This window comes from Brevibacillus sp. NRS-1366, assembly GCF_050467985.1.
Genome location: NZ_JBITPN010000017.1, coordinates 233,408 through 257,711 on the forward strand (window position 1 = coordinate 233,408; position 24,304 = coordinate 257,711).

Annotated in this window: 23 protein-coding genes; 21 read left to right on the top strand and 2 right to left on the bottom strand. The window is 49.1% G+C overall.

Going from position 1 to position 24,304, the window contains the following annotated elements; all coding sequences use genetic code 11:
- Positions 1-12 precede the first annotated feature (12 nt).
- The 6 genes from ACIFQN_RS10240 (at position 13) to ACIFQN_RS10265 (ending at position 7,844) form a co-directional block, all read left to right on the top strand.
- Positions 13-1,728: a bifunctional metallophosphatase/5'-nucleotidase gene (locus ACIFQN_RS10240; RefSeq protein ID WP_429832923.1), complete on the top strand. Its 1,716-nt coding sequence runs from the start codon at positions 13-15 to the stop codon at positions 1,726-1,728.
- 248 nt (positions 1,729-1,976) lie between these two features.
- Entirely contained in the window at positions 1,977-3,026 is a 1,050-nt protein-coding gene (locus tag ACIFQN_RS10245; RefSeq protein ID WP_429833206.1) for a sulfate ABC transporter substrate-binding protein, read from the top strand.
- A gap of 32 nt (positions 3,027-3,058) precedes the next feature.
- Complete coding sequence (gene cysT / locus ACIFQN_RS10250) at positions 3,059-3,895, top strand: sulfate ABC transporter permease subunit CysT (protein ID WP_429832924.1); 837 nt, start codon at positions 3,059-3,061, stop codon at positions 3,893-3,895.
- Positions 3,896-3,907: 12 nt separating this feature from the next.
- On the top strand, positions 3,908-4,774 hold the full coding sequence (cysW, locus tag ACIFQN_RS10255) for a sulfate ABC transporter permease subunit CysW (RefSeq protein ID WP_429832925.1): 867 nt from the start codon (positions 3,908-3,910) through the stop codon (positions 4,772-4,774).
- The gene (locus tag ACIFQN_RS10260) at positions 4,771-5,892 is read left to right on the top strand and encodes a sulfate/molybdate ABC transporter ATP-binding protein (RefSeq protein ID WP_429832926.1); all 1,122 of its coding nucleotides are present in this window, start codon (positions 4,771-4,773) and stop codon (positions 5,890-5,892) included. The genes cysW and ACIFQN_RS10260 overlap by 4 nt, the downstream gene beginning before the upstream one ends.
- Before the next feature lie 338 nt (positions 5,893-6,230).
- Positions 6,231-7,844, top strand: a complete 1,614-nt coding sequence (locus tag ACIFQN_RS10265) for an ABC-F family ATP-binding cassette domain-containing protein (RefSeq protein WP_429832927.1) — start codon at positions 6,231-6,233, stop codon at positions 7,842-7,844.
- A 75-nt stretch (positions 7,845-7,919) separates the two neighbouring features.
- Here the strand turns inward: ACIFQN_RS10265 and ACIFQN_RS10270 are convergent, their stop codons facing one another.
- Entirely contained in the window at positions 7,920-8,105 is a 186-nt protein-coding gene (locus ACIFQN_RS10270; protein WP_429832928.1) for a hypothetical protein, read from the bottom strand.
- A gap of 42 nt (positions 8,106-8,147) precedes the next feature.
- Complete coding sequence (locus ACIFQN_RS10275) at positions 8,148-9,782, bottom strand: PucR family transcriptional regulator (protein WP_429832929.1); 1,635 nt, start codon at positions 9,780-9,782, stop codon at positions 8,148-8,150.
- Positions 9,783-9,946: 164 nt separating this feature from the next.
- Between ACIFQN_RS10275 and ACIFQN_RS10280 the strand changes: the two genes are divergently transcribed.
- From ACIFQN_RS10280 to ACIFQN_RS10350, 15 genes are all read left to right on the top strand, one after another.
- Entirely contained in the window at positions 9,947-10,147 is a 201-nt protein-coding gene (locus tag ACIFQN_RS10280) for a DUF3311 domain-containing protein (RefSeq protein WP_429832930.1), read from the top strand.
- A complete protein-coding gene (locus ACIFQN_RS10285) occupies positions 10,144-11,634 on the top strand; it encodes a sodium:solute symporter family protein (RefSeq protein WP_429832931.1) in 1,491 nt (496 codons plus the stop codon). The genes ACIFQN_RS10280 and ACIFQN_RS10285 overlap by 4 nt, the downstream gene beginning before the upstream one ends.
- Before the next feature lie 39 nt (positions 11,635-11,673).
- Positions 11,674-13,296 carry an amidohydrolase gene (locus tag ACIFQN_RS10290; protein WP_429832932.1) on the top strand — a complete coding sequence of 541 codons (1,623 nt, stop codon included), beginning with the start codon at positions 11,674-11,676 and terminating at the stop codon, positions 13,294-13,296.
- Complete coding sequence (locus ACIFQN_RS10295) at positions 13,293-14,558, top strand: M20 family metallo-hydrolase (protein ID WP_429832933.1); 1,266 nt, start codon at positions 13,293-13,295, stop codon at positions 14,556-14,558. The genes ACIFQN_RS10290 and ACIFQN_RS10295 overlap by 4 nt, the downstream gene beginning before the upstream one ends.
- 111 nt (positions 14,559-14,669) lie before the next feature.
- Entirely contained in the window at positions 14,670-15,527 is an 858-nt protein-coding gene (locus ACIFQN_RS10300; protein ID WP_429832934.1) for a carbon-nitrogen hydrolase family protein, read from the top strand.
- Positions 15,528-15,560: 33 nt separating this feature from the next.
- The gene (locus tag ACIFQN_RS10305; protein WP_429832935.1) at positions 15,561-16,232 is read left to right on the top strand and encodes a GNAT family N-acetyltransferase; all 672 of its coding nucleotides are present in this window, start codon (positions 15,561-15,563) and stop codon (positions 16,230-16,232) included.
- 44 nt (positions 16,233-16,276) lie between these two features.
- A complete protein-coding gene (locus tag ACIFQN_RS10310) occupies positions 16,277-16,948 on the top strand; it encodes a GNAT family N-acetyltransferase (RefSeq protein WP_429832936.1) in 672 nt (223 codons plus the stop codon).
- Positions 16,949-17,043: 95 nt separating this feature from the next.
- Complete coding sequence (locus tag ACIFQN_RS10315; protein WP_429832937.1) at positions 17,044-17,292, top strand: hypothetical protein; 249 nt, start codon at positions 17,044-17,046, stop codon at positions 17,290-17,292.
- Positions 17,289-18,587, top strand: coding sequence for a sigma-54 interaction domain-containing protein (locus ACIFQN_RS10320; RefSeq protein ID WP_429832938.1), 1,299 nt, complete (start codon positions 17,289-17,291; stop codon positions 18,585-18,587). The genes ACIFQN_RS10315 and ACIFQN_RS10320 overlap by 4 nt, the downstream gene beginning before the upstream one ends.
- A gap of 183 nt (positions 18,588-18,770) precedes the next feature.
- Entirely contained in the window at positions 18,771-19,640 is an 870-nt protein-coding gene (locus ACIFQN_RS10325; protein WP_429832939.1) for an energy-coupling factor transporter ATPase, read from the top strand.
- Positions 19,637-20,497 carry an energy-coupling factor transporter ATPase gene (locus tag ACIFQN_RS10330; protein WP_429832940.1) on the top strand — a complete coding sequence of 287 codons (861 nt, stop codon included), beginning with the start codon at positions 19,637-19,639 and terminating at the stop codon, positions 20,495-20,497. The genes ACIFQN_RS10325 and ACIFQN_RS10330 overlap by 4 nt, the downstream gene beginning before the upstream one ends.
- A 13-nt stretch (positions 20,498-20,510) precedes the next feature.
- The gene (locus ACIFQN_RS10335) at positions 20,511-21,347 is read left to right on the top strand and encodes an energy-coupling factor transporter transmembrane component T family protein (protein WP_429832941.1); all 837 of its coding nucleotides are present in this window, start codon (positions 20,511-20,513) and stop codon (positions 21,345-21,347) included.
- Between the two features lie 60 nt (positions 21,348-21,407).
- Positions 21,408-21,965, top strand: coding sequence for an ECF transporter S component (locus tag ACIFQN_RS10340; protein ID WP_429832942.1), 558 nt, complete (start codon positions 21,408-21,410; stop codon positions 21,963-21,965).
- Positions 21,966-21,967: 2 nt separating this feature from the next.
- The gene (locus ACIFQN_RS10345) at positions 21,968-22,933 is read left to right on the top strand and encodes a P1 family peptidase (protein ID WP_429832943.1); all 966 of its coding nucleotides are present in this window, start codon (positions 21,968-21,970) and stop codon (positions 22,931-22,933) included.
- A 51-nt stretch (positions 22,934-22,984) separates the two neighbouring features.
- Positions 22,985-24,202 carry a M20 family metallopeptidase gene (locus ACIFQN_RS10350; RefSeq protein ID WP_429832944.1) on the top strand — a complete coding sequence of 406 codons (1,218 nt, stop codon included), beginning with the start codon at positions 22,985-22,987 and terminating at the stop codon, positions 24,200-24,202.
- Positions 24,203-24,304: the final 102 nt, after the last annotated feature.

The window sequence follows — 24,304 nt, forward strand, 5'->3', positions numbered from 1 at the left end:
AGAGAATCTGCGATGTGTAATCTATGCGGAGATCAAAATCACCAAAGTAACGAGAAAAAATTGTCTCGTCGGGAGTTAATGAAAAAGATCGGTGTTGGCAGCTTAATGATGGGAATGGGAATGCCGATTATCCCCGTGTTGGCAAACAGCAATAATACGGAGAATGAGTTCAAAAAAATGATGAACGCCGACGTCGTCAAAAGGGATAAAGTCCGGACACTCACGATCCTAGAAACGTGCGATATCCACTCCCAGTACTTAACGCATCCGGAGTTTTTCTGGGAAAATAATCAGCCTGTTTTCCGCATGGCTGGCGGATATGACCGCATCTATACCCTCTTTGAAAGAGTACGCGCGGAAAATCCCGGACGTACGATTGCCGTAGATTGCGGAGACTGTTTCCACGGAAGCGCTGTAACTACCTTAAGTAAAGGAGAAGCGTTGATCCCCATTCTGAACCATCTTCGTTACGATGTGTTTATGCCTGGCAACTGGGAAGAGCAAAGTGGCCCTGATCAATTTCGCGTGTTGATGGACAAGCTGACCTCGATGCCAATCTGTGCAAATATGATTACGGAATCGACGAATGAACATGTCATCGCACCGTATTTCACACAGATGGTTAACGGCTTGAAGATCGGTTACGTCGGTTATACAGATCCATTTGTAAAAGTTAGACAACCATTGTCTTTTACAGAAGGCTTGAAGTTTAGCATGCCAGAAGAAACAGTAGCGAAATATGTAGACATTTTGCGTAATCAAGAGAAATGCGACGTTGTCTTGCTGCTTTCTCACCTCGGACTCCCAGCTCAAGTTGATTTATCCAACAATGCCGCTTGCGAAGGAATAGATTTCATTTTGGGTGCAGATACCCATGAACGGGTACGCGAGCCGCTTGTAGGAAAGTACGCTCCAGTCGTAGAGCCGGGGTCCTTTGGATCTTTTGTAGGCAAGGTTGATCTGGTGATTGAGGATGGAAAAGTAAAAGATTACAACTACCAAATGATTGAAGTGAGCCCTGACATTTACCCGGCAGATCCGAGCATGACGAGGATCGTTGATAAAGTACGCAAACCGTACATATCGTATCTGGAGAAAAAAATTGGTGCGACAGCTACGCCACTATATCGTTATTCCGTTTTGGAAACACCGATGGATAACATGATTACAGACGCAATGCGCGAAGCCGTTCAAGCTGATTTGGCAATTTCTCAAGGGTATCGGTTTAGCCCTCCCATTTTACCCGGACCGATTACCGAAGAACATTTGACGAACATGCTGCCTATTGATTCAAAGCTAAAAGAGGGTATTGTGACAGGAAAGCAAATCTGGGATTGGATGGAAGATGAATTGGAGCTTTCCTTTAGACCAAAGGCTCTCGTCTGGGTCGTCCGTTTCTCAGGTATAAAAGTAGAAGGGGTAGCCGAAAATCCAAAAGGCAAACGTGTTACTAAAATTACGATTGATGGCAAACCGATCGAGATGGATCGCGAGTACAAGGTGGTTTCTTTCCAACGTGAAGGTGAAACACCGGATATGGTTTATAAGATTAAAAATGTAAAGGATACGAAGGTTCTCACTACTACTCAACATCAGGCGATCAGGGACTATTTGGCAAAAAATTCTCCTGTCAGCTACGCTATCGAAGGCCGTATGGTGGCAACAGATCTGCCAGCTGTTGTGCTTTCGCGTTCGTTACCTGCCGATAGCGGATATGAGTTCAGATAAATAGGTTTTACTTTGCGTCCCAAGGAAAGTGGTCATTTAACTGACCACTTTTTTTCTTTTTTGACACCTAGCGAAACTGCCCAATTTTTTTCGAATAGGCGGTTGTCAGCAGAACCTAGCCTACCTTTTGGGCATACGGTAGATGGAAATGTCGTTGACAGGGATGAAAAGGAATGTATAATTCAAGATATCAAACTAATCCGATTAAATTACTATAGATTAAAAGGAGTGAAGAAATCCGTATGAACATGACATCCAGTATGGTCCAAACGATTCTGAAACGACTGGGAATGATTGTGTTGGCTGCATCTATTGGGGGGTGCTCGGCAGCAACAGAAGGGGACAGTAAATCTTCGGAATCAAGTCCTACATTGGATCTGCTGAATGTGTCCTACGACCCGACTCGGGAATTTTATCAAGATGTGAACAAGGAATTTGCCCTCGAGTGGAAACAAAAAACGGATCAAAATTTGAACATCAAGCAGTCGCATGGGGGATCGGGTAAACAGTCTCGATCGGTTATCGACGGATTAGAAGCCGATGTAGTTACACTCGCCTTGGCGTACGATATTGACGCTATCGCAGAGCGAGGATTGATATCGACAGATTGGCAAAAGAAGCTTCCAGACAACAGCTCGCCGTATACCTCCACGATTGTATTCCTTGTTCGAAAAGGGAATCCAAAGCAAATCAAAGACTGGGATGATCTGATTAAGCCTGGCGTTTCAGTCATTACGCCAAACCCAAAAACATCTGGTGGAGCACGTTGGAATTACCTAGCCGCATGGGGCTATGCGTTGCAAAAAAACAAGGGGGATGAAACAAAAGCAAAGGAATTTGTCACCAGCCTGTTTAAAAACGTCCCTGTTCTGGACTCTGGTGCACGTGGATCGACGACAACCTTTGTGGAGCGCGGCATCGGGGATGTCTTAATCGCGTGGGAAAATGAAGCTTATCTGGCAGTCAACGAGCTGGGCAAAGACAAATTTGAGATCGTGAATCCATCCGTCAGCATTTTAGCGGAACCTCCTGTAACACTCGTCGACAAATATGCAGATAAGCATAAAACGAGGGAAGTAGCCGAGGCATACCTACAATTCCTGTACACGAAAAAGGGGCAAGAAATTGCCGCGAATCATTACTATCGGCCACGTTCAGAAGAAGTGTTAAAAGCCCATACGCCAGCTTTTCCCGAAATCAAGCTGTTTACGATTGACGAGTTGTTCGGTGGCTGGGCAACAGCTCAAAAGGTTCACTTTTCCGATCAAGGTGTCTTTGACCAGCTTTATAAACCTTAATCAACCATTCCCCCATCAGAGGAGTTATCTCCATGAGAAAAACATTGCGAAACAGAGGGTTCTTGCCGGGCTTTGGCATGACCATGGGCTATACGATCATTTATCTGAGTCTTCTGGTTTTAATCCCTCTGTCCGTACTCTTTTTAAAGGCAACAACCATGAGCTGGGAACAGTTCATTGGAACCATCCTGGATTCCCGCGTACTCGCCTCCATTCGTGTCAGCATCGTGTCATCCTTTTTCGCGGCTTGTGTGAATGCAGTGTTTGGTGTTTTGGTGGCATGGGTCCTGGCGCGGTATCAGTTTTTTGGAAAACGAATTATCGATGGGATTGTTGATCTGCCGTTTGCCTTGCCGACTGCCGTAGGAGGTATCGCTTTAACGTCCATCTATGCAGAAAACGGCTGGATCGGACAATATTTGGCAGAATGGGGGATAAAAGTTGCCTACACGCCGCTGGGAATCTGGGTAGCACTGACGTTTATTGGATTACCGTTCGTCGTTCGGACTGTACAGCCCGTTTTGCAGGATTGGGATTTGCAAATGGAGGAAGCCGCAGCTACACTCGGCGCTACCCGTTGGAATACGTTTACCCGCGTCATTTTGCCCCATTTGCTGCCCGCAGTCATTACCGGTTTTGCACTCGCTTTTGCCAGAGCATTGGGGGAGTACGGCTCTGTCGTCTTCATTTCCGGGAACATGCCGCTCAAGACGGAGATTGTACCGCTATTGATCATGACAAAGCTGGAGCAATTTGACTATGCAGGAGCGACAGCGATCGCCACCGTCATGCTAGTTGCCTCCTTTATCATGCTGCTGATCATCAATTACTTGCAGTGGAGAATCAATAAATTCGATGCCGCCAGATAGGAGGTGCCACTAGTGAAGCATTTGACGGAACCGGCCTATGTGCGCTGGATACTGATTGGTGTGGCTATGCTGTTCCTCGCTCTGTTTCTCATTCTGCCCCTGATTGCCGTCTTCACGGAAGCATTCAAGCAAGGAGCCGCAGTATTTCTTGACTCGATTGCAGATGCTGAGACACTCTCGGCCGTCAAGCTGACTCTGCTCGTCGCGGCGATCAGTGTTCCACTCAATGTGACGTTTGGCATTGCAGCGGCCTGGGCGATCGCAAAATTCTCGTTCCGCGGGAAAAATGTGCTGCTCACATTAATCGATTTGCCTTTTGCGGTTTCTCCAGTCATCGCCGGCCTAATCTTTGTCCTTTTGTTCGGCAGTCAGGGGATTGCAGGGCCGTGGCTTGACTTGCATGATATCAAGATCATTTTCGCAGTACCTGGTATCGTGCTGGCGACTACGTTTGTCACATTCCCGTTCGTTGCACGCGAATTAATCCCCGTGATGGAGGCCCAAGGAAAGGACGAGGAGGAAGCGGCTGTTTCACTTGGAGCTAGTGGGTGGAAAACATTTTTACGCGTGACTCTGCCCAACGTAAAGTGGGGACTTTTGTACGGAGTGATTTTATGCAACGCCAGAGCCATGGGAGAGTTCGGAGCTGTGTCAGTCGTCTCCGGGCACATTCGGGGCATGACCAATACGCTGCCGCTGCACGTAGAGATCTTGTACAACGAGTATCAATTTGCCGCTGCTTTTGCGGTAGCAACCTTACTTGCTGCACTCGCATTGGTAACATTGATCGTGAAAAGCCTCATCGAATGGAAAACTGAGCGGCAGTCAGTCGTGGAAGAAGAAAATCACTTTGACGTGTCAGGAGAGAGAGCCGGATGAGTATCGAGGTTGAGAACATTAGCAAATCGTATAAGAGCTTTACTGCTTTGAAAAATGTCAGCCTGCATATCCCTGAAGGGGAGCTGGTAGCTCTCTTGGGACCGTCTGGCTCCGGCAAGACGACATTGCTCCGTCTAATTGCAGGGTTAGAGCAGCCGGAAGAAGGGAGAATCTTGTTCAATGGGGAGGACAATACCAACCGGGATGTAAGAGAGCGACGTGTAGGATTTGTCTTTCAGCACTATGCCCTTTTTCGGCACATGAACATTTTTGATAATATCGCCTTCGGTCTGACGGTACGCTCTCGAAAAACAAGACCAGGCAAAGAAGAGATTCGGGAAAAGGTGCACTCTTTACTGAAGCTCGTTCAGCTCGAGGGACTAGCGCACCGGTACCCGTCACAGCTCTCCGGTGGGCAACGTCAGCGTGTCGCCTTGGCGCGCGCTCTGGCTGTGGAGCCTAAATTTTTGCTGCTTGACGAACCATTCGGAGCGCTGGATACCAAGGTAAGGCAGGAGCTTCGCCGGTGGCTGCGCCATTTGCACGGAAAGCTCGGATTGACCATTTTGTTTGTCACACATGACCAAGAAGAGTCGATGGAGCTCGCTGACCAAGTCGTTGTGATGAATGAGGGGAAAGTGGAGCAGGTGGGCTCGCCCGAAGAGATTTATCACCATCCGGCGAATCCTTTCGTCTACAGCTTCTTGGGGCGTGTCAATCTGTTTCGTGGTCGAATTCATGATGGCAAGATCAAGCTGGGGGCAGCGGAGTTTGAAACAGAGTGGGAAAACAAAGCTGTCGAGCTTCCCGCTGTCGGTTACATGAGACCACACGATGTGGAAATTTCACCGGAGCTGCCTAAGGACCACTCCACCCATGCTGTTCAGGCTCAAATCAGTCGTATTTCTTTACTCGGCCCAATTGTTCGGCTTGATTTAAAACGGTTGGATACGGATGAGGTTTTTGAAGCCGAGATGAGTCGGCAGCGCTTTGCAGAACTGGCCTTGATCGAGGGGGCAATTGTTTATGTGACCTTGAACAACCTGTCTTTTTTCGTGGAGTCGCAGCCGCCCGTAACGCCAGCCCCTACGTTTATTCCGCTGCAAGTCAGTGTGTAAAAGAGCAAATGAAAAAGAACCGGTCTGTCTCCAGTATAGACCGGTTCTTCGCTGTTTGACCTTTCAAGCATTACTCTCCGCGCTGTTTGGATCGAGTCTCTTCTTTCCCCACTGTTGTGGAAGACCTTGTTTGCGAAGGGTTTTCCTTGTTGCCCATTTCGTTTTTTACACCATTTTTCTTGGACATCGTCTCTACCTCTTTCTATGCGGATGGAAGTTCATATGGTAGCTTTCCCGAATGGAGTGCTTTCTATATTTCTTCGTATACTTTTGCAAAATGGGGATTTCTCTGGTAAGATAAGTGTTTGAACGATTCAAAAAAGGCAGGTATTGCGACGATGATAAGTACTCAGAACGTGACGCTGCGCTACGGCAAACGCGCACTGTTTGAAGATGTATCCATTAAGTTTACCCCTGGTAACTGTTACGGCCTCATCGGTGCGAATGGTGCAGGGAAGTCTACATTCGTGAAGATCCTCTCCGGAGAGATCGATCCGACGAGTGGTCACGTTTCTGTGACACCAGGCGAGCGTATCGCTGTATTAAAGCAAAACCACTTTGAATTCGATGATTTCGAAGTGTTGAAAACAGTCATTATGGGTCATAAGCGTCTGTATGAGATCATGGAAGAGAAAACCGCTCTTTACATGAAAGAGGATTTCTCCGAAGCGGATGGGAATCGTGCTTCTGAGCTCGAAGGAGAGTTCGAGGAACTGAATGGTTGGATGGCTGAGGCAGATGCAGCGAGCCTGTTGATCGGACTGGGAATTCCTACAGATCTGCATGACAAGCTCATGAAGGACCTCTCTGGTACGGAAAAGGTTCGCGTTCTCTTGGCTCAAGCGCTATTTGGCAATCCGCACATCTTGCTTCTGGATGAGCCGACCAACCACTTGGACATCGAGTCGATTCGTTGGTTGGAAAACTTCCTGGCAGATTATGAGAACACCGTTATCGTCGTTTCCCATGACCGTCACTTCCTCAACAAAGTGTGCACGCACATCGCCGATATCGACTTCGGTAAGATCCAAATGTATGTGGGTAACTACGACTTCTGGTACGAGTCCAGCCAATTGGCACTGAAAATGGTTCGTGATCAGAATAAGAAAAAAGAAGAGAAAATGAAGGAACTGCAAGAGTTTATTGCTCGTTTCTCTGCTAATGCTTCCAAATCGAAGCAGGCTACTTCTCGGAAAAAATTGCTGGATAAAATTACACTGGATGACATTCGTCCTTCCAGCCGCAAGTATCCGTTTATTAATTTCAAACCAGAGCGGGAAGCTGGCAAAAATCTGTTGGCAACCGAAGCTTTGAGCAAAACGATCGAGGGCGAAAAGCTGTTTGAAAACCTTCACATCACCATCAACAAAGGAGATAAAGTGGCATTTGTCGGACCGAATGAGCTGGCAAAAACTACGTTCTTCCAAGTTGTAACGGGCGAAGTACAGCCTGACAATGGTTCGTTTGAATGGGGAGTTACGACTTCCCAGGCTTATTTCCCGAAAGACAACGCTGAGTATTTCGATTCGGAGCTCAGCTTGGTAGACTGGCTGCGTCAATACTCCAAAGATCAAGACGAGACGTTCATCCGTGGATTCCTCGGTCGTATGCTGTTCTCCGGCGATGAGGCCCTGAAAAAGGCGAACGTATTGTCCGGGGGAGAAAAAGTACGCTGCATGCTGTCCAAAATGATGCTGGCTAGCGCAAACGTGCTGATCATGGACGAACCAACGAACCACTTGGATTTGGAATCCATCACTGCCCTGAACAACGGCTTGATTGATTTTGACGGGACTTTGTTATTCGTCTCCCATGACCATCAGTTCGTGCAAACGATCGCTAACCGCATCATCGAGTTCACGCCAAAAGGAATCATTGATAAAATGATGACTTATGACGAGTACTTGGATAGCGATGAAATCAAAAAGCTGCGTGAAGAACACTACGCGTAAGAAACTTTTCGTTAGGCAAAAGCCCTTGGCAACGCTGAAAACAGCGAGCGCCAAGGGCTTTTCCTTGTGGGGTGACTATGCTTTTGTTTCTTCAATCAGTTCCACTTTGGCGAGGAACGACTCTTTGCTCGAAAAGATGACACGCTCTTTTCTCGGGATCGTGAAGTAAACCACGATGTACTGGTCATCCATATATTCGACGATGCCGCGTTTTTTTGGTCTGTCTATTGTTTTTACCCGCTTGTTCAACCACTCATCCATGCTCGTTCCTCCTACATGACGTTCCCAGTCATTATACCAATATCATGCCTGATACCCAAAGGAATGTACAGTCATTGCTATGCGCAGCATCAATTGGTCTTGCCCATTCTCCGGATGAAGCCCAGTCAAATCGCGGATCAATTGCAGTCGATACTTGATCGTATTTTTGTGTACAAACAGCAGATTAGCTGCCTCTACATGATTTCCATTTACTTGCAAAAAGATTTGGAGGGTATGGAGCAATTGTCCGTTTTTCTCTTTGTCGTACTGCGTAATTTTGCCGAGGCATTCTTTTGCTAGGGCATGAGCTTCAGCGCCGGGTTGATCTGCGAAAAGGATTCGCTCCAGCCCCAGCTCGTTGAAACCTTTCATATGGAGTAGAGGGGCATTCGGTAAGCCGATGGCGTAAGTCGCAGAACGAAAACTAATTTGCGCCTCATGGTAGCTTTGTCCAATGCCTTCCAAGCTATGGTGGAGGCGACCTACCCCGAGATACACGGGATGTGGCCTTTGCGAGGCGACAGTTGTCATTAGATCGGTAAGAAATTCTTTTGCTGCCGATTCGTCATTTTCGGTGGCAGGAATAAGCAAGAGGATCCGGTTATGTTGGTCCAACCCAAATAGGATGGGCTGATCCTCTGTAGAGAGTATGCGGCGAATCGTTTCGAGCAGACGAAGGTTTTCGTTCCAAGTCTCCACATCTGGACTCGCATGCGGCCCTGCACTCATGACTACAGCAATGTAATGTTCAGCAAGCTCCCAGCCTACCTCTTCTGCTTTCCGAATCAACATGTGGCGGGATTCATACTCCCCGCAGACGAGTAGTTGCAAAAAATCATTGCGAAAGCGCTGATACGTCTCGCTCACAGTGCGTTGGCGTTCCATTTCAAGTGACAACAAAGCTGCACTTTGCTCAATAGCGACTTTCTCCCAAGCGTATAAGTCTCGATGTACTTGTCTCAAAATAATGGCCCCTTGTACTCTCTGATCGTGAAGAAGCCAGCGCACGAAAACACCGTTCGTGGTTCGAGCGAGTGGTTGATTCAACATCCATTTGGGGGCGTGTTGACCTACCTGCTTGTCCACGAATAGAAAAGCTTCATCCTCGCGTACTACAGGGGAGGAATTCCAATTCCACTTCAAGGTCGGTACATAAATGGAGATAGGGGATTGGAGGACATCATGAAGCACATGGACGAGATTCGAAACAGGATCACCAGCAGTTAAGTGTCGATGAAAACGTTCGTAAATCGCATGGGTTTGATCGAGCTCCATCCGTTGCTTGTTATTAATGTAACGAACGACTGGAACGATGACATCCGACCAGGCCTTTTCCATTGGAAAGGAAAGAATCGGCATTTGCCTCTTCAGCGCATGAGTGATGACTTTGGGAGGAAGCGATTCGATGTATCGCCCAAGCTTGATCGCAAGTCCGGGTGTTCCGACTTCTGCCAGATCATCAATCAGTTTGATCAGCCCGGATTCGCTCGATTCTTTGTGCGTGATAAAAGGAAAGCCTGTTGTGAGAACAAATTCGCCCGGTCGCAGCCACTTATGGCCATCTGGGGAGTCAAAGGAAGTCACGCCTAGCAGTTCTTTTTCTAGGAACGCTTCCCCTGCAAGAACCGCCGCCTCATCAAAGCCTCCGACCTCAATCAATTCACGTACCGTTATCAATCGAATCCCCCCGTTGTTCGATGATTTTATCTACTTGTACAAAACGGCGTCCTATTTTCTGGCAAACCGGACAAAGGAGAAAATTGAATTTTTAGATAATCTTAGCTTACATGTCCAGTGCGTATTGGGGCAATGGGACAAATCGCGCATACAGGGGGATTTGCATGAAAGCTAGAGATTGGCTTGGGGCAGTGCCGTTCATTGGAATGCTGGGAGGAATACCTTTTGTAAACCGAGTGGAGCCGTACGTACTCGGGATGCCTTTTGTCTTGTTTTGGATCGTGTTGTGGGTGGTACTGACCTCTGTAATTATGGCGGTCCTGAACAAACTGGATCCGGCTGCTAGGGAGGAGGAGAACTCATGAATATCGCCTTATTGATCATTTTTGCCTTCCTTTTGTTGTCTTTTTACTCGGGGATTCGCGCCCAAAGAGGGAAGGACATGAACATGGAGCAGTGGACTGTCGGTGGCAGAGGTTTTGGCTCCATCTTTATCTTTCTGTTGGTGGCTGGTGAAATCTACACGACGTTTACTTTTCTTGGGGGAAGCGGATGGGCGTACTCCAAAGGCGCTCCCGCCTATTACGTTCTCTCGTACATTTCACTTGCGTATGTAATCTCCTATTGGCTGCTCCCTCCCATCTGGCGTTATGCAAAAGAAAACAAGCTCGTCTCCCAATCTGATTTCTTTGTCAGTAAATACAAAAGTCCGGTATTAGGTATTTTGGTCGCAGCGGTCGGAGTCATTGCCATTATTCCGTACCTCGTGTTGCAATTCAAAGGCTTGGGCATCATTGTGTCCGAAGCTTCATATGGTTCTATATCGCCTGCTGCAGCGGTCTGGATCGGGGTTATCGCTGTGACGATCTACGTCATGATCTCGGGAATTCACGGCTCTGCATGGACTGCGGCGATAAAAGACATCATGATCTTTTTTGTCGTCGTCTTCCTCGGACTCTACCTTCCTTTTCATTACTACGGGGGGATTCAGCCGATGTTTGAAGCTGTGCAAGCAGCGAATCCGGGATTTTTGACTTTCCCTAAAGAGGGGCTTAGCATCTCCTGGTATATTTCGACGGTATTGATTACCGTATTTGGGTTCTACATGTGGCCGCACACGTTCGGGTCTGTCTTTTCCGCGAAAAATGCAAACGTTTTCCGCAAAAATACAGTAATGTTGCCCTTGTACACATTGATGCTCTTGTTTGTATTTTTTGTGGGCTTCACGGCCATCTTGCAGGTGCCGGGACTAAAAGGAGCGGAGGGGGATCTCTCGCTGCTCAGGTTGTCGCTCCAAACGTTTGATCCATGGATTGTCGGTATTATCGGCGCAGCAGGCTTGCTGACAGCTCTGGTGCCAGGCTCCATGCTGTTGATGACGGGTGCTACTCTCTTGGCCAAAAATGTCTACAAAGTAATGGCTCCTCATGCAAACGAAGCGCAAATCGCACGAATAGCCAAATGGCTTGTTCCGGCTATATCGCTCATTTCCTTGTATTTTACGCTCAGCGGCGGAGATACGCTGGTCACCCTGCTGTTGATGGGATACAGCTTGGTCACGCAATTGTTTCCCGCTCTCTTGTTCAGTTTGAAAAAGCAACCTTGGGTAAATAAGTACGGAGCGTTTGCGGGAATTTTGAGCGGGGTAACGGTGGTTGCTTATGTAACCATTTCCAAAATAACCATTGCGACGATGCTTCCGAATTGGCCACCCATCATCAAGGATCTCAATATCGGAGTTGTTGCTTTGATCGTCAATATGGTAGTGATGTTCGGAGTTACGTTTGTCACAAGAAGTATTCCCGTATTAAATCCGCACGGGGCCAAGACAGAAGGAACACCAACGCTTTAACACATAAACCGATCCTAAAACCAAAGAGGAGGAAATGACATGGCAGATACAGTGTTTCTCAATGGACAAGTGGTGACGGTGGATGCAGACAATCGGATCATGGAGGCAGTAGCCGTAAAAGGGAATCAGATTCTTGCAGTAGGAACGACCGAGGAGATCAAACGCCACATACAGACAGGTACGAAAGTCATCGACCTGCAGGGAAAAAGTCTTTTGCCTGGTTTTATTGACGCTCATTTGCACATCACCATTTATGGCACGAACAAGCTGGGGGTCGATTGCAAAGCGAGGGGAATTCAGTCGGTCAGCGAGCTTCTTGATGCGCTAAAAGAGCAAGCGAGCAAAACGCCTCCAGGAGAATGGGTGCGGGCGTGCGGCTTTGATGAGAATCTCATGATGGAAAAGCGTTATCCGACGCTCGCAGAATTGGATGACATCTCAACGGACCATCCGATTTTTGTCATGAGGACATGCTCTCATCATTCAGTGGTCAACAGCCGCGCTATGGAGATCGCCCAGTATGACCGCGATACGCCTGATCCGCAGGGAGGGCGAATAGATCGAGATGAGAGCGGGGCTTTGACCGGCTTTCTCGTGGAAACGGCCCACATGAAAATGTTTGAATTGGCTGCTTTCACTGAAGCGGAATACAAAAAGGGACTGTGCATGGCATCCGAAGATTTTGTAGCAGCGGGAATCACGAGTGTCCACGATGCGGGTGGGTATGGACCGGAAAACTATCGGGCGATGCAAAAAGTTGTGCAAGAAGGTGGCGTAAAGGTACGAATCTACGCGATGATCTGCGCATTGAACCAATCCGAGGATTTTGTGCGCAAGATGATTGATGCCGGGCTGGTGACAGGCACAGGGGATAACCGTTTTCGCATCGGTCCGGCCAAAGTTTTTACGGACGGGGCAAGTATCGCACCGACGATGGCGATGCGCGAGCCGTTCACAAGCAAGCCGGATGATTACGGAATTCTTTACTACGAGCAGGACGAGTTGAATACCATTTTGGGAGATGCACATGCAAAAGGATTTCAAATTACTGCTCATGCCCAGGGAGATCGTGCCATCGAAATGCTATTGAATTGCTTTGAAGCGGCTCTGGAAGCACATCCGCGTGAAAACCACCGTCACCGAATCGAGCACGCTGGCGTGTCGGCACCTGATTTGCTGGGAAGAATGGCTCGCCTCGGTGTTGTCCCGATCCCTAATCCTGCTTTTATTTACGATCACGGAGATTCGTACGTGAAAAATATCGGGGAGCGCGTGGGACATATGTTTCCAGCGCGGGATCAGTTCGACCATCACATCATTTCTGCAGGGGCATCGGATAGTCCTGTCACCGATTTTAACCCGTTGATCGGGATTCATGCGGCAGTCAATCGCAGGAGCAAGTCAGGTAAGGCGGTAGGTGACAACCAGAGGGTGAGTGTGATGGAAGCGGTTCGGATGTTTACCTGGAACGGAGCGTACGCCAGTTTTGAGGAGGGGATAAAAGGAAGTATCGAGCCGGGGAAATTGGCTGATCTAGTGGTACTCGATGGCAACATCTTGGATACACCGATTGAGCAAATCAAAGAACGCAAAGTAGAGATGACCATGATTGATGGAGAGCTAGTCTATCAAATCCAAGACGAGGAGGTCTTGCAGGTATGAATTTAAAGGCCAGGACTCTGACGATAAACGAACAGCGGCTGCAAAAACGAATCGAACAATTGTCCCAAATCGGAGAAATAGGGGAAACCGGTGTTTGCCGTCTGGCGTTGTCACAGGAGGATCGCGCTGGCGTGGAGCTGGTTCGTAGCTGGATGGAAGAGGCAGGGCTGCAAACGAAGATGGATAACTTTGGCAACCTGATTGGCAGATTGGCAGGGGCAGACGATGATGCACCAGTTCTGATGATTGGCTCCCATATTGATTCCCAGCCGTACGGCGGACGCTTCGATGGAGTGATCGGTGTGCTCGGTGGGTTGGAAGCGGTCCAGACGATGAAAGAGCAGGGTGTGGTGCCACATCAGCCGATCGAGGTCGTTGCGTTTTGCGACGAGGAGGGGTGTCGCTTCCAAAAAGGGTTGTTTGGCTCATGGGGAATTCTGGGACGCATCCAACCAGAAGATCTGGAACGGACAGACAAGAATGGCGTCTCTCGAAGGCAAGCACTCATCGAGTTTGGATGTGATCCCGATCGTTTGGAGGAGTCCCGATATGTGGAAGGTAGCATCGGAGCTTATCTGGAGCTGCATATCGAGCAGGGGCCAATTCTAGACAATGCCGAAGAGTCGATCGGGATCGTCTCCGCCATTTCCGGACCGTTGTGGTGGACAGTGGAGTTGACAGGCTTTGCGGGTCACGCAGGATCAGTCCCGATGAACATGCGAAAAGATGCCTTGTTAGGTGCAGCCAAAGTAATTACAGCGGTGAATGAACTGGCAAAGCTTGATCCGTCAGCCCCGACTGTCGGTACGGTAGGGCATTTGGAGGTGTTTCCTGATTCGAGGAACATTATTCCAGAACGAGTGCGGTTTTCAGTAGATGTGCGCGATATTGACCTGGCTCGCCGGGACGCACGGGAACAGGCTCTGCGCGAAGTGATCGAGCAAGTAGCGATGGAGGGCGGTCTCGGCTATACGATCACAGAGGATACCAACAGCGATCCGCGGTATTGTGCAGATTGGATCAAAGCTATATTACATGAGCAAAGTAAGGAGCTGGGGATTAACCCACGAGAGCTGATGAGCGGTCCTTTTCACGATGCCCTGGCATTATCCTACGTATGTGATTACGGGATGATCTTTGTGCGCTGCAAGGACGGGATCAGCCACAATCCACAGGAATATTCTACATTTGAGGACATCGCCCTTGGCACAGAGCTTTTGTACAAGACAGCTGTGCAAATAGCGAGTAAAGCTGTTCAGTGAAACCAAGTCGCCCATCTACCGCGGTGGGTGACTTTTTCGTATTAGATGGAAGACTTTGTTGATCATTTTTGATATATTTTAGTAATAGTAAAGAGGAAGGGAAGATTTATCATGAAAATGCGTGTTTCCGCTGTGCAGTATCATCTGCACACCATACATAGCTTTGAAGATTTTGCCCAGCAGGTAGAGCATTATGTGAAAAACGCTCAGGAGTACGACACGGAATTTCTCTTGTTTCCGGAGCTGTTCACCACACAGTTAATGTCCATTGGAGACGAGCATGGCAATGCCTTGCCAATCACGGCCTTGCCTTCCTTCACCGAACAATACGTGAATCTGTTCACTTCTCTTGCTGCCAAATATGAGATGCATCTAATTGGCGGGACCCACATTATCGAAGAAAATGGAAAGCTGTATAACACCGCTTTTCTGTTTTACCCGGATGGTCGAGTAGGTCAGCAAAAAAAGATCCATATCACGCCATGGGAAGTAAAGGGCTGGAATATGGGCGCTGGTGATTCGCTGCAAATTTTTGAAACAGACAAGGGAAAAGTAGCGATGATTATTTGCTACGATATAGAATTCCCAGAGTGGGTGCGGATTGCCAAAGCGCGTGGGGCTGATGTCATTTTCTGCCCATCCTGCACAGACGACCGCCATGCTTTCCATCGTGTCCGCTATACAAGTCATGCGCGGACAATTGAAAACCAGGTATACGTCGTCTTGACAGGTACGGTGGGCTCCTTACCGACGGTTGATTTCATGCGTGCGAATTTTGGACAAGCAGCTATTCTGACTCCAAATGATATTCCCTTCCCGCCAGGCGGTATTTTGGCAGAGGGAGAAATCAACAACGACATGCTGGTGACGGCAGATTTGGACATCCAATTGCTCTACGATGTACGTGAAAAAGGCTCCGTTACTACCTGGCGCGACCGCCGAACCGATCTGTATACCGATTGGAAGTAGGAGCCGTGATTTTCGGTAGACAGGAGGATGGCCATGTACCGCAAAGAGTTGTATGTGTTTGAAGGAGACAAGCCCCGCAAGGCGGTCATTCGCAACTATTCGCGTTCTGACTTTTTCGAGCTGATCCAGATACAGGCGCAGAGCTTTCCACCCCCGTTTCCTTCCGAGCTTTGGTGGAACCAGGAGCAGTTGACCAATCACGTCACACTTTTTCCAGAAGGGGCGATTTGCGTAGAAGTGGACGGTGTGCTGGCTGGTTCGATGACTGGACTGCTCGTCTCCTTCGACCCCGCCCATCCAGAGCATAAATGGGAAGATGTAACAGACAATGGCTACATCCAGAACCATGATCCAAACGGAGATACGCTGTATATCGTGGACATTTGCATTCGCCCCAGTCATCGCAAGCTCGGATTGGGCCAATTGATGATGCAAGCCATGTACGAGCTGGTGGTGCAAAAAGGCTTGAAGCGATTGCTTGGTGGTGGGCGGATGCCCGGCTATGGCCGCTATGCTGACTCATGGACGCCCCAGAAATACTTGGAGCAGGTTATTGCAGGTGCGGTCAAAGACCCGGTGATTACCTTTCTGATGCGCTGTGGACGCACACCTGTCCAAGTCGTAGCCGATTATTTGGAGGACGAGGAGTCACGCAACTACGCGACGCTGATGGAGTGGATAAATCCGTTTCACGGGCATGAATAGTCAGATTTACAATCATTTTTTTATACAGTAGGAGGACGTTATTTATGGAATTCGTACGCATTCAACATATTGACAATCCGCTTTTTGCCAAGATGCACCGCCTGATGCAAGAAGTATTTCCGCCAGAAGAAGTACTCGATTACGATCTTTGGAAGGAACCGCTGGAGGATCCGGGTATCCGCGTTTTTGTCGCTGTCCATGAAGGAGAAGTAGTCGGAGCTACCGAATATCGTTATTATATGGACATGAATGTAGCGATGACGGACTTTACGATCATCGGAAGAGAAGGGTTGGGCGTAGGGCGTTTTCTGGCTAGAGAACGTCAAAAGGATCTACTCGCACTTGCTGCCGAAAATGGCAAAGAGCTGTACGGCATGTTTGCTGAAATCTACGACCCTTACCGCGTGGAAGAGCATGGCTTTGGCGGCATCAAGCCGATGGATCCCTTTGTTCGACGCGAAGTCTTGTCTCATTTGGGCTATAAGCGTACGAATTTTGTGTATGTCCACCCTTCCTGGCAAAATGACGGGGAAGCTGTTTCCGGTCTCGACCTTGGCTTCATGCCGACCAACGAAGAGCAAACGACGCTGGAAGCCGATCTGATTGTGACCTTCCTCAAGCGTTATTATGCCGTTCTTCCACAAAAGCCGCAGGCATGGCTCGACATGGTGGCAGAGCTGGAAGGCAAACAAAGCGTAGAGCTTCTCCCAATCTAATAACGACAGCAAGAACCGATCTCCTGTGGGGCTAACTCTATTAGTTTCACAGGAGTTTTTCTTCTCCATTTCCACTTGTACAGGCAGGAGTGATCATGATGAATGCGCAAAACCTGGCCACCATTCTCCTATATATGGCTGTCATTTTCCACTTGCTCGGCATGAGTGGCTGGGTCGTCCCCAAGTTGTCTCAACCGATTGAGCTCGCCACTCTGGGACTTATGTTGACAGCGCTGATTGTTTTGCGGAAAAAGAAGCGGAAAACGAAGCGCAGACCGCGTAAGCAGCCCGTAGAAGTGGAAGTGATGCTGGATCGGGCGCAGGAAGGAGAATCGGGCAAATGATCAACGACATTCACATTCAAGCCATTTTGGATGCCTCGCATGACGGGATTATTGCGGTTGATCGTGATTCCAATATCATTTGGGTCAATAAAATTGCGACAGAAATCCTTGGTCTGCCAGCCAATATCGTCGGGCAGAAAATTACACGCTATATTCCAAACTCAGACATGCTGCGCATTTTAGCGACAGGCAAACGTGAGATCGGCGATATCGCCACGATTCTAAATCGCCAAATCATTATCAACCGGCTCCCCATGATAGTCGAAGGAGAAATTGTCGGTGCGGTATCAACCTTTAAGGAAATCACTGATATTCAAAAAATGGAGATGCGTATCCGCAAGCAAAGCATGGAGAGCGGATTGGAAGCAAAGTACCGATTAGAAGATATCATTGGCCAATCTCCTGCGATGCGGGAGGCGAAGGAATGGGCGGAAACGTTTGCCAGAACTGATGCGACTGTATTGATCCAGGGAGAGACGGGGACAGGCAAAGAGTTGTTTGCACAGGGGATCCATTTGAGCAGCCAGCGGGCGACCGGGCCTTTTATCGCCGTCAACTGTGCAGCACTGCCAGGAAATCTATTGGAGAGCGAGCTGTTTGGGTATGAGGAAGGCGCATTTACGGGAGCACGAAAAGGGGGAAAGCCTGGCTTGTTTGAGCTGGCGCATGGGGGCACTCTTTTTCTAGATGAAATTGGCGAGATGTCCATTCCCATTCAAGCACTCCTCCTCCGAATTCTGCAGGAGAAAAAGGTGCGGCGAATCAGCGGTGAACGAATCGTGCCTGTCGATGTACGAATCATTGCAGCAACGAATCGCGATTTGGAGCAGTTAATGGAGGAAAAATTATTTCGTTCTGATCTGTACTATCGGCTGAATGTTTTGACCTTGGAGTTGCCGCCTCTGCGCGAGCGTACGGAAGATATTCCGCTCTTGGTCGCCTCTATCATGGAAGAGATGGCAGAGCGGGGGAATCGAAGGCTGCGAATTGCGGAGGAAGGCGTCGTTCATTTGCTGAGACAACATGACTGGCCCGGAAATGTCCGTGAATTGCACAATGTGGTAGAACGAATGATCCTTTTGTGCAAAACAGATGCTTTGCGTATAGAAGACATTGCTTTTTTCGCAAAAAAAGTGAATCAGCGTAGGCAATACCGGCAGCAAGAAAATCGCGAAGTAGATTTGATCAGGAAAGTTTTGGAAGAAACAAAAGGAAACAAAGGAGAAGCGGCGAAGATTTTGGGTATGGATCGGTCAACCTTGTGGAGAAAGATCAAAAGATATGGAGCGGAATAAAAATGTTGCATATGCAACGCCGATTGCGCACTTTGCAACACGGGGAAAACGAATGAAGCTTATAATTAACAGAAAATTTTAAACATACTGATTTGGCATGATTTTTGCTATTCCTAATAAATGTGAGTCGAGCTCAGAAATTTATACGCCAGTCGTAAATCCTGTATAAAGTGAGGGGAGCACATGTCTACTCAACCAATCATTCGCGTCGAAAACGTCTCCTTTGCGTATCAGTTAAACCAAGATCAGCAGGTGCCGGTGCTGCAAAACGTCTCCCTCGAAGTGTTTCCCGGAGAGTATTTAGCGATTATTGGTCATAATGGCTCTGGTAAATCGACCTTATCCAAGCATCTCAATGGCATTCTGACTCCAAAAGAAGGAGATGTCATAGTAAACGGGATCAATACACGTGAAAAAGAACGAATTCATGAAGTGAGAAGTCGTGTAGGCATGGTGTTTCAACATCCTGACAATCAGATTGTAGCGACCATCGTCGAGGATGATGTGGCTTTTGGTCTGGAGAATATCGGCACGGCCGAGGAAGAGATGAAAGAACGGATTGATTTTGCTCTTGAAGCGGTCGGGATGAGTGCATTTCGGCATCGGCCACCGCATCACTTGTCTGGAGGGCAAAAGCAGCGGATTGCCATAGCTGGGATTTTGGCGATGAAGCCGCAATGCCTGGTGCTGGACGAAGCAACGAGCATGCTGGACAGCTACGGAAGGCACGATATTTTGGCTGTTGTCCGCAAGCTCCACAGCGAGGGAATGACCATCGTGACGGTAACCCACCACATGTCAGAAGTGGCCGAAGCGGATCGGGTCGTTGTCATGGAGGGAGGCAAAATCGTCTTGCAAGGAACACCACGAGAAGTGTTTTCGCATCAGGAAAGACTGCAAGAGCTTCATTTGGACGTACCGGATGCGAGCAGAGTAGCCGCACTTGTGCACGCGGAGTATGCTGCGTTTTCGCCCGCTTTGATTCATAACGAAGAGGTTGTGGCAGAGGTCAATCGAGTGTATGTCAGACCAGCGGAGGCGAGTGGATCATGACCAGGCCCATCGTTTCTGTCAAAAATCTCTCCCATGTCTACATGCAGGGAACGCCGCTGCAGCATCGCGCGTTGGATCAGGTCAACCTCGAGGTAGCCGAAGGGGAGTGCCTCGCGATCATCGGTCATACAGGCTCGGGGAAATCTACGTTGATCCAGCACTTTAACGGCTTGATACGCCCGCAATCCGGCTCGGTCGTGATCAATGGATTGGACGTGTCGCAGCCAAAGCTCGATATTCGCACACTTCGGCGACAAGTCGGATTGGTCTTTCAAAACCCGGAAGATCAATTATTTGAAAAGCTGGTTGGTGATGACGTGGCTTATGGCCCTTTCAAAATGGGCTTGCCGCTGGAAGAAGTAAGGCGGCGTGTGCATTGGGCGATGGAGCTGGTTGGCCTGTCGTTTCAGGAAATGAAGGACCGCCCTACCTTTGCCCTGAGCGGAGGACAAAAGCGCAAGGTCGCTTTGGCAGGTGTCCTCTCTCTGCAGCCCAAGGTTCTAGTTCTGGATGAGCCAACAGCCGGCTTGGACCCGAGATCGCGCAAGGAGTTGTTGGAGCGAATTCGCGGACTCAACCGTGACGAAAAACTGACGGTTATTTTTGTCTCTCACAATATGGAGGAGGTCGCCCAGCTGGCTGATCGCGTCTACGTGATGGCAAACGGAAAGGCAGTCCTGGATGGGACTCCCCGCCAAATATTTGGCAACCAAGAGCTACTTAGCGAGCATCATATCGGGACGCCAGAATCCGTAGATATTTTGTACAGGCTGCGAAAAGAAGGCTATGACATTGATCCGGGTGCCTATTTGCCAGAAGAGACTGCTTTCGAAATCTTGAAATTGATCAAGCGATAGGGAGGGGATCCGTATGTCAGCGGAATTCGAATTGACACGCAATATTACGATCGGCCAATATTTGCCTACCGGCTCAGTCGTTCATCGTCTGGATCCCCGGTTCAAGCTGGCTGCTTTTGTGATTATGATTCTGGCTATCGCGATTTGCAACACCTATGTAGGTAACCTGTTTGCATTGGTGGTTTGCATCTGGATGTTCTCCGTCTCCAAAATCCCGCTGCACTATGGAATTTCCGGGATCAAGCCAGCCATTCCGTTTATTATTATCCTCGCTATCATGCAGCTTCTCTTTTACGGTGAGATTGCGAATGGCGGTACCGTTTATCTGAAATACGGCTTTGTCACGATCTCGAGTGAAAGTATCCGGCTAGTTGTGGTCTCCGCGATGAGATTTGTAGAAGTAATTTTTCTTTCCAGCGTGCTGACACTGAGTACGTCCACGACAGAGCTCACCCACGGGATGGAGCGGCTGCTTGGGCCTTTGGAGAAAATCAAGTTTCCCGTTCACGCATTTGCTCTGATCATCACGATTGCCATCCGGTTTGTGCCTACCTTTGCGATGGAGATGGAAAAGATGATGAAGGCACAGGCATCGCGTGGTGCTGATTTTGGAACGGGGGAATGGTGGCGAATTATCCGGCGGACCAAAGACATGTTTCCGATCATCATTCCGCTTTTCAACGTAGCGCTAGCCAGAGCTGAGGATCTGATTCTTGCGATGGAAGCCAGATGCTACACGCCAGGAGCTGCGCGAACCCGTTTTGCGCATTACACAGCAACCAGCAAAGATTATCTCGCCCTCCTCTTTAGTGTTGTCATTTCTGTGATCATGCTCGGAATACCGTGGTAGTAAGCGGGAGTTCTCCCTATTTGGGGATTCCAGATAAATCGAGATAAAGGAGGAGTACGCATGGAAAAGGGCTTGACCGTACGAAGGATCGTAATAGCAGGTGTTCTGGGGGCGATAGCGATTTTGCTGGGTGTTACGCGCCTTGGATACATCCCGGTTCCAACGGCAGCAGGCAATGCCACGATTATGCACATTCCAGCGGTAATCGGCGGTATCATGGAGGGCTGGGGCGTCGGCATGATCATTGGTCTCATTTTTGGAGTCTCTTCTTTTTTAAACGCCACCGTCCCACTGTTTAAAGACCCGTTGGTAGCCATTTTACCGCGCTTGTTTATCGGGGTCACTGCCTATCTGACGTATGTGGGTCTAAAAAATGTCAATCAGTACTTGGCTATCGGCGCTGCAGGGTTTATCGGTGCGATGACAAACACGATTTTGGTTTTGGGTATGGCCGTTATTCGGGGATACATGCCGTTCGGCGTCGCGACGACAGTTGCCGTTACCAGTGGTTTGCCAGAGGCGATCGTTTCGGTTATCGTGACACTCGCCGTAGTTGCTGCGTGGAAAAAAATTGGCACATCTGGCAAGCAAAAGTCGAAAATTTCAGGAGATTTTTAAGCATGACCGGAACCATTGTAGATGTGCCTGGAGTAAAAATTGGGCATGCACAAAACAAAGAAGCGTTGACGGGCTGCAGTGTGATTATGCTTGAGAAGCCTTCTGTATGCGGCGTGGATGTCCGGGGTTCGGCCCCGGGCACCCGTGAGACGGATTTGCTCGACCCAGTGAATCTGGTGAATGCGGTTCATGCGATCTGTTTATCAGGAGGGAGTGCTTACGGACTAGATGCTGCTTCCGGTGTCATGCAGTTTTTGGAGGAACAAGGCATAGGGCTTGAGGTGGGCTTTGGAGTCGTCCCCATTGTCCCCGCTGCGGTGCTGTTCGATCTAGCACTAGGTGATCATCGGATTCGCCCAGACCGCGCTATGGGGTACCAGGCGGCGACAGCGGCAAGCGCCGAGGCTTGTGTCCAAGGAAATGTTGGGGCTGGGACAGGAGCCTCTGTCGGGAAGCTGAATGGTTTTGCCAATGCCATGAAAAGTGGATTGGGCTCGGCGTCCATTCGCTTGCAAAATGGATTGGTAGTCGGTGCGATCGTCGCGGTAAATGCGGTGGGGCATGTCGTAGACCCACAGACGGGAAGCATCCTTGCAGGACCGCGAGATGAACAAGGTCGTGTCCAGGATAGCGTAGAGATAATGAAAGCACATACGTTTTCACCGATCCCGCCTGGGACCAATACGACAATTGCAGTTGTCGCCAGCAATGCCGTGTTGACGAAAGCGGAAGCGAAAAAAGTGGCGCAAATGGCCCATGACGGACTTGCGCGTACGATCAGACCAATCCACACGATGTTTGACGGGGATACCATCTTCGCTGTGGCGACTGCGACTGGTGGCATAGAGGCTACAGTCGATCTGATCGGGACGCTTTCTGCAGATGTGCTGGCAGAAGCCGTGATTTCGGCGATCAAATCTGCTGAAGAGGCAGGGGGCCTTCCCGCCTATCGCAGTATTCGCTGCTAGCAGGTTGTTTTTCCCTTCACACAAATGGATGCGTAAGGAGAGGATTGTCCAATGAACCAGGTTATATCCTTTGTTGACGAACAGGAAGTTGTCCGCTTGACGCAGGATCTCGTACGGATCCCAAGTGTTTACCGCCCTGATCAGCCCGGCGCCAATGAAGAACGGGTAGCCCTGTTTGTGGCCGATTACCTTCGCAATATGGGGATGCAAGTATTCTATGAGGAAGTGGTGCCTGGCAGGCCAAACATCATTGCCTTTTACGATTCAGGTCGGCCGGGAAAAACACTCTTGTTCGAGGCACACACAGATGTTGTAACCGAAGGGGATCGGGATGCCTGGAGCTACGACCCGTTCGGCGGGACGATTTCAGGAGGTCGTATATACGGTCGCGGTTCCTGCGATACCAAGGGTAACCTGGCGGCAGCCATCTGCGCTGTAAAAGCGATTCAGCGGTCCAAACAAACCTTTACCGGCAAGATCCTCTTATGTATCCCTTGCGACGAAGAAGGAATGATGATTGGCATTAAAGATTTTATTCGGCGCGGTTGGGCGGACAAAGTCGATGCTGCCATTATTTGCGAGCCAGAGGAAAATCAGCTCTGCATCACGCAGAAAGGGGCAATGCGGGCGATTTTGCGCACGTACGGAAAAATGGCGCATGGGGCTATGCCATTGACTGGAATCAATCCAAATACACGCATGGCACGAGCGGTTGTGGCGCTGGAAGAGCTGGAGAAGAGAGAAATGGCACGTCTGGGGCAGCATCCGATGCTGGGCTGGCCGAGCATTACCCCAACGATTCTTCAAGCACCCGTAAAAGGAGATGCCCAGATCAATGTTGTTCCCGACCAATGCATGACTACGCTAGATATACGCACGGTTCCTGGTCAAAATCATGACGTGCTGCGCCTGGAAATGCAATCGATCTTGGATGTGCTGGGAAGAGAAGATGAGAAGTTCAAAGCAACACTCGACATCATCGAAGAACGCCCTTGGACGTTGACCGGAATGGAAGAAGAAGTCGTACAGGCTGTAGCCAGCTCTTATCGGGAGATCACCAAGAGAGAGCCTGTATACAACGGTGTGCCAGGAGCAACTGACGGAACCTTTTTACATAAAGCTGGCATCCCGATATTAACGACAGGGGCAGGGGATAGACACATCCCGCATCATGCTGACGAGTATGTAGATATCGATCAGTTGGTGGAGTCAACCCAGCTATTTGCCTTGTCAGCCTTGACTTTTCTCACCCAGCCGGTGCGTGCATAACAACAGATGGATCCCCTGCCAGGTTGAATGGCAGGGGATTTTTTTGCTAAAAACTTGCTCAATCTATCCAATTTTTTTTACAATGGGAATGGTTACATAAGT

Excerpts from the sequence above, each read along its gene's own strand:
- ACIFQN_RS10240 (WP_429832923.1), top strand. The coding sequence starts at position 13 with ATGTGTAATCTATGCGGAGATCAAAATCACCAAAGTAACGAGAAAAAA.
- ACIFQN_RS10245 (WP_429833206.1), top strand. The coding sequence starts at position 1,977 with ATGACATCCAGTATGGTCCAAACGATTCTGAAACGACTGGGAATGATT.
- cysT (WP_429832924.1), top strand. The coding sequence starts at position 3,059 with ATGAGAAAAACATTGCGAAACAGAGGGTTCTTGCCGGGCTTTGGCATG.
- ACIFQN_RS10260 (WP_429832926.1), top strand. The coding sequence starts at position 4,771 with ATGAGTATCGAGGTTGAGAACATTAGCAAATCGTATAAGAGCTTTACT.
- ACIFQN_RS10265 (WP_429832927.1), top strand. The coding sequence starts at position 6,231 with ATGATAAGTACTCAGAACGTGACGCTGCGCTACGGCAAACGCGCACTG.
- ACIFQN_RS10270 (WP_429832928.1), bottom strand. The coding sequence starts at position 8,105 with ATGGATGAGTGGTTGAACAAGCGGGTAAAAACAATAGACAGACCAAAA.
- ACIFQN_RS10280 (WP_429832930.1), top strand. The coding sequence starts at position 9,947 with ATGAAAGCTAGAGATTGGCTTGGGGCAGTGCCGTTCATTGGAATGCTG.
- ACIFQN_RS10285 (WP_429832931.1), top strand. The coding sequence starts at position 10,144 with ATGAATATCGCCTTATTGATCATTTTTGCCTTCCTTTTGTTGTCTTTT.
- ACIFQN_RS10290 (WP_429832932.1), top strand. The coding sequence starts at position 11,674 with ATGGCAGATACAGTGTTTCTCAATGGACAAGTGGTGACGGTGGATGCA.
- ACIFQN_RS10295 (WP_429832933.1), top strand. The coding sequence starts at position 13,293 with ATGAATTTAAAGGCCAGGACTCTGACGATAAACGAACAGCGGCTGCAA.
- ACIFQN_RS10300 (WP_429832934.1), top strand. The coding sequence starts at position 14,670 with ATGAAAATGCGTGTTTCCGCTGTGCAGTATCATCTGCACACCATACAT.
- ACIFQN_RS10305 (WP_429832935.1), top strand. The coding sequence starts at position 15,561 with ATGTACCGCAAAGAGTTGTATGTGTTTGAAGGAGACAAGCCCCGCAAG.
- ACIFQN_RS10310 (WP_429832936.1), top strand. The coding sequence starts at position 16,277 with ATGGAATTCGTACGCATTCAACATATTGACAATCCGCTTTTTGCCAAG.
- ACIFQN_RS10315 (WP_429832937.1), top strand. The coding sequence starts at position 17,044 with ATGATGAATGCGCAAAACCTGGCCACCATTCTCCTATATATGGCTGTC.
- ACIFQN_RS10320 (WP_429832938.1), top strand. The coding sequence starts at position 17,289 with ATGATCAACGACATTCACATTCAAGCCATTTTGGATGCCTCGCATGAC.
- ACIFQN_RS10325 (WP_429832939.1), top strand. The coding sequence starts at position 18,771 with ATGTCTACTCAACCAATCATTCGCGTCGAAAACGTCTCCTTTGCGTAT.
- ACIFQN_RS10330 (WP_429832940.1), top strand. The coding sequence starts at position 19,637 with ATGACCAGGCCCATCGTTTCTGTCAAAAATCTCTCCCATGTCTACATG.
- ACIFQN_RS10335 (WP_429832941.1), top strand. The coding sequence starts at position 20,511 with ATGTCAGCGGAATTCGAATTGACACGCAATATTACGATCGGCCAATAT.
- ACIFQN_RS10340 (WP_429832942.1), top strand. The coding sequence starts at position 21,408 with ATGGAAAAGGGCTTGACCGTACGAAGGATCGTAATAGCAGGTGTTCTG.
- ACIFQN_RS10345 (WP_429832943.1), top strand. The coding sequence starts at position 21,968 with ATGACCGGAACCATTGTAGATGTGCCTGGAGTAAAAATTGGGCATGCA.
- ACIFQN_RS10350 (WP_429832944.1), top strand. The coding sequence starts at position 22,985 with ATGAACCAGGTTATATCCTTTGTTGACGAACAGGAAGTTGTCCGCTTG.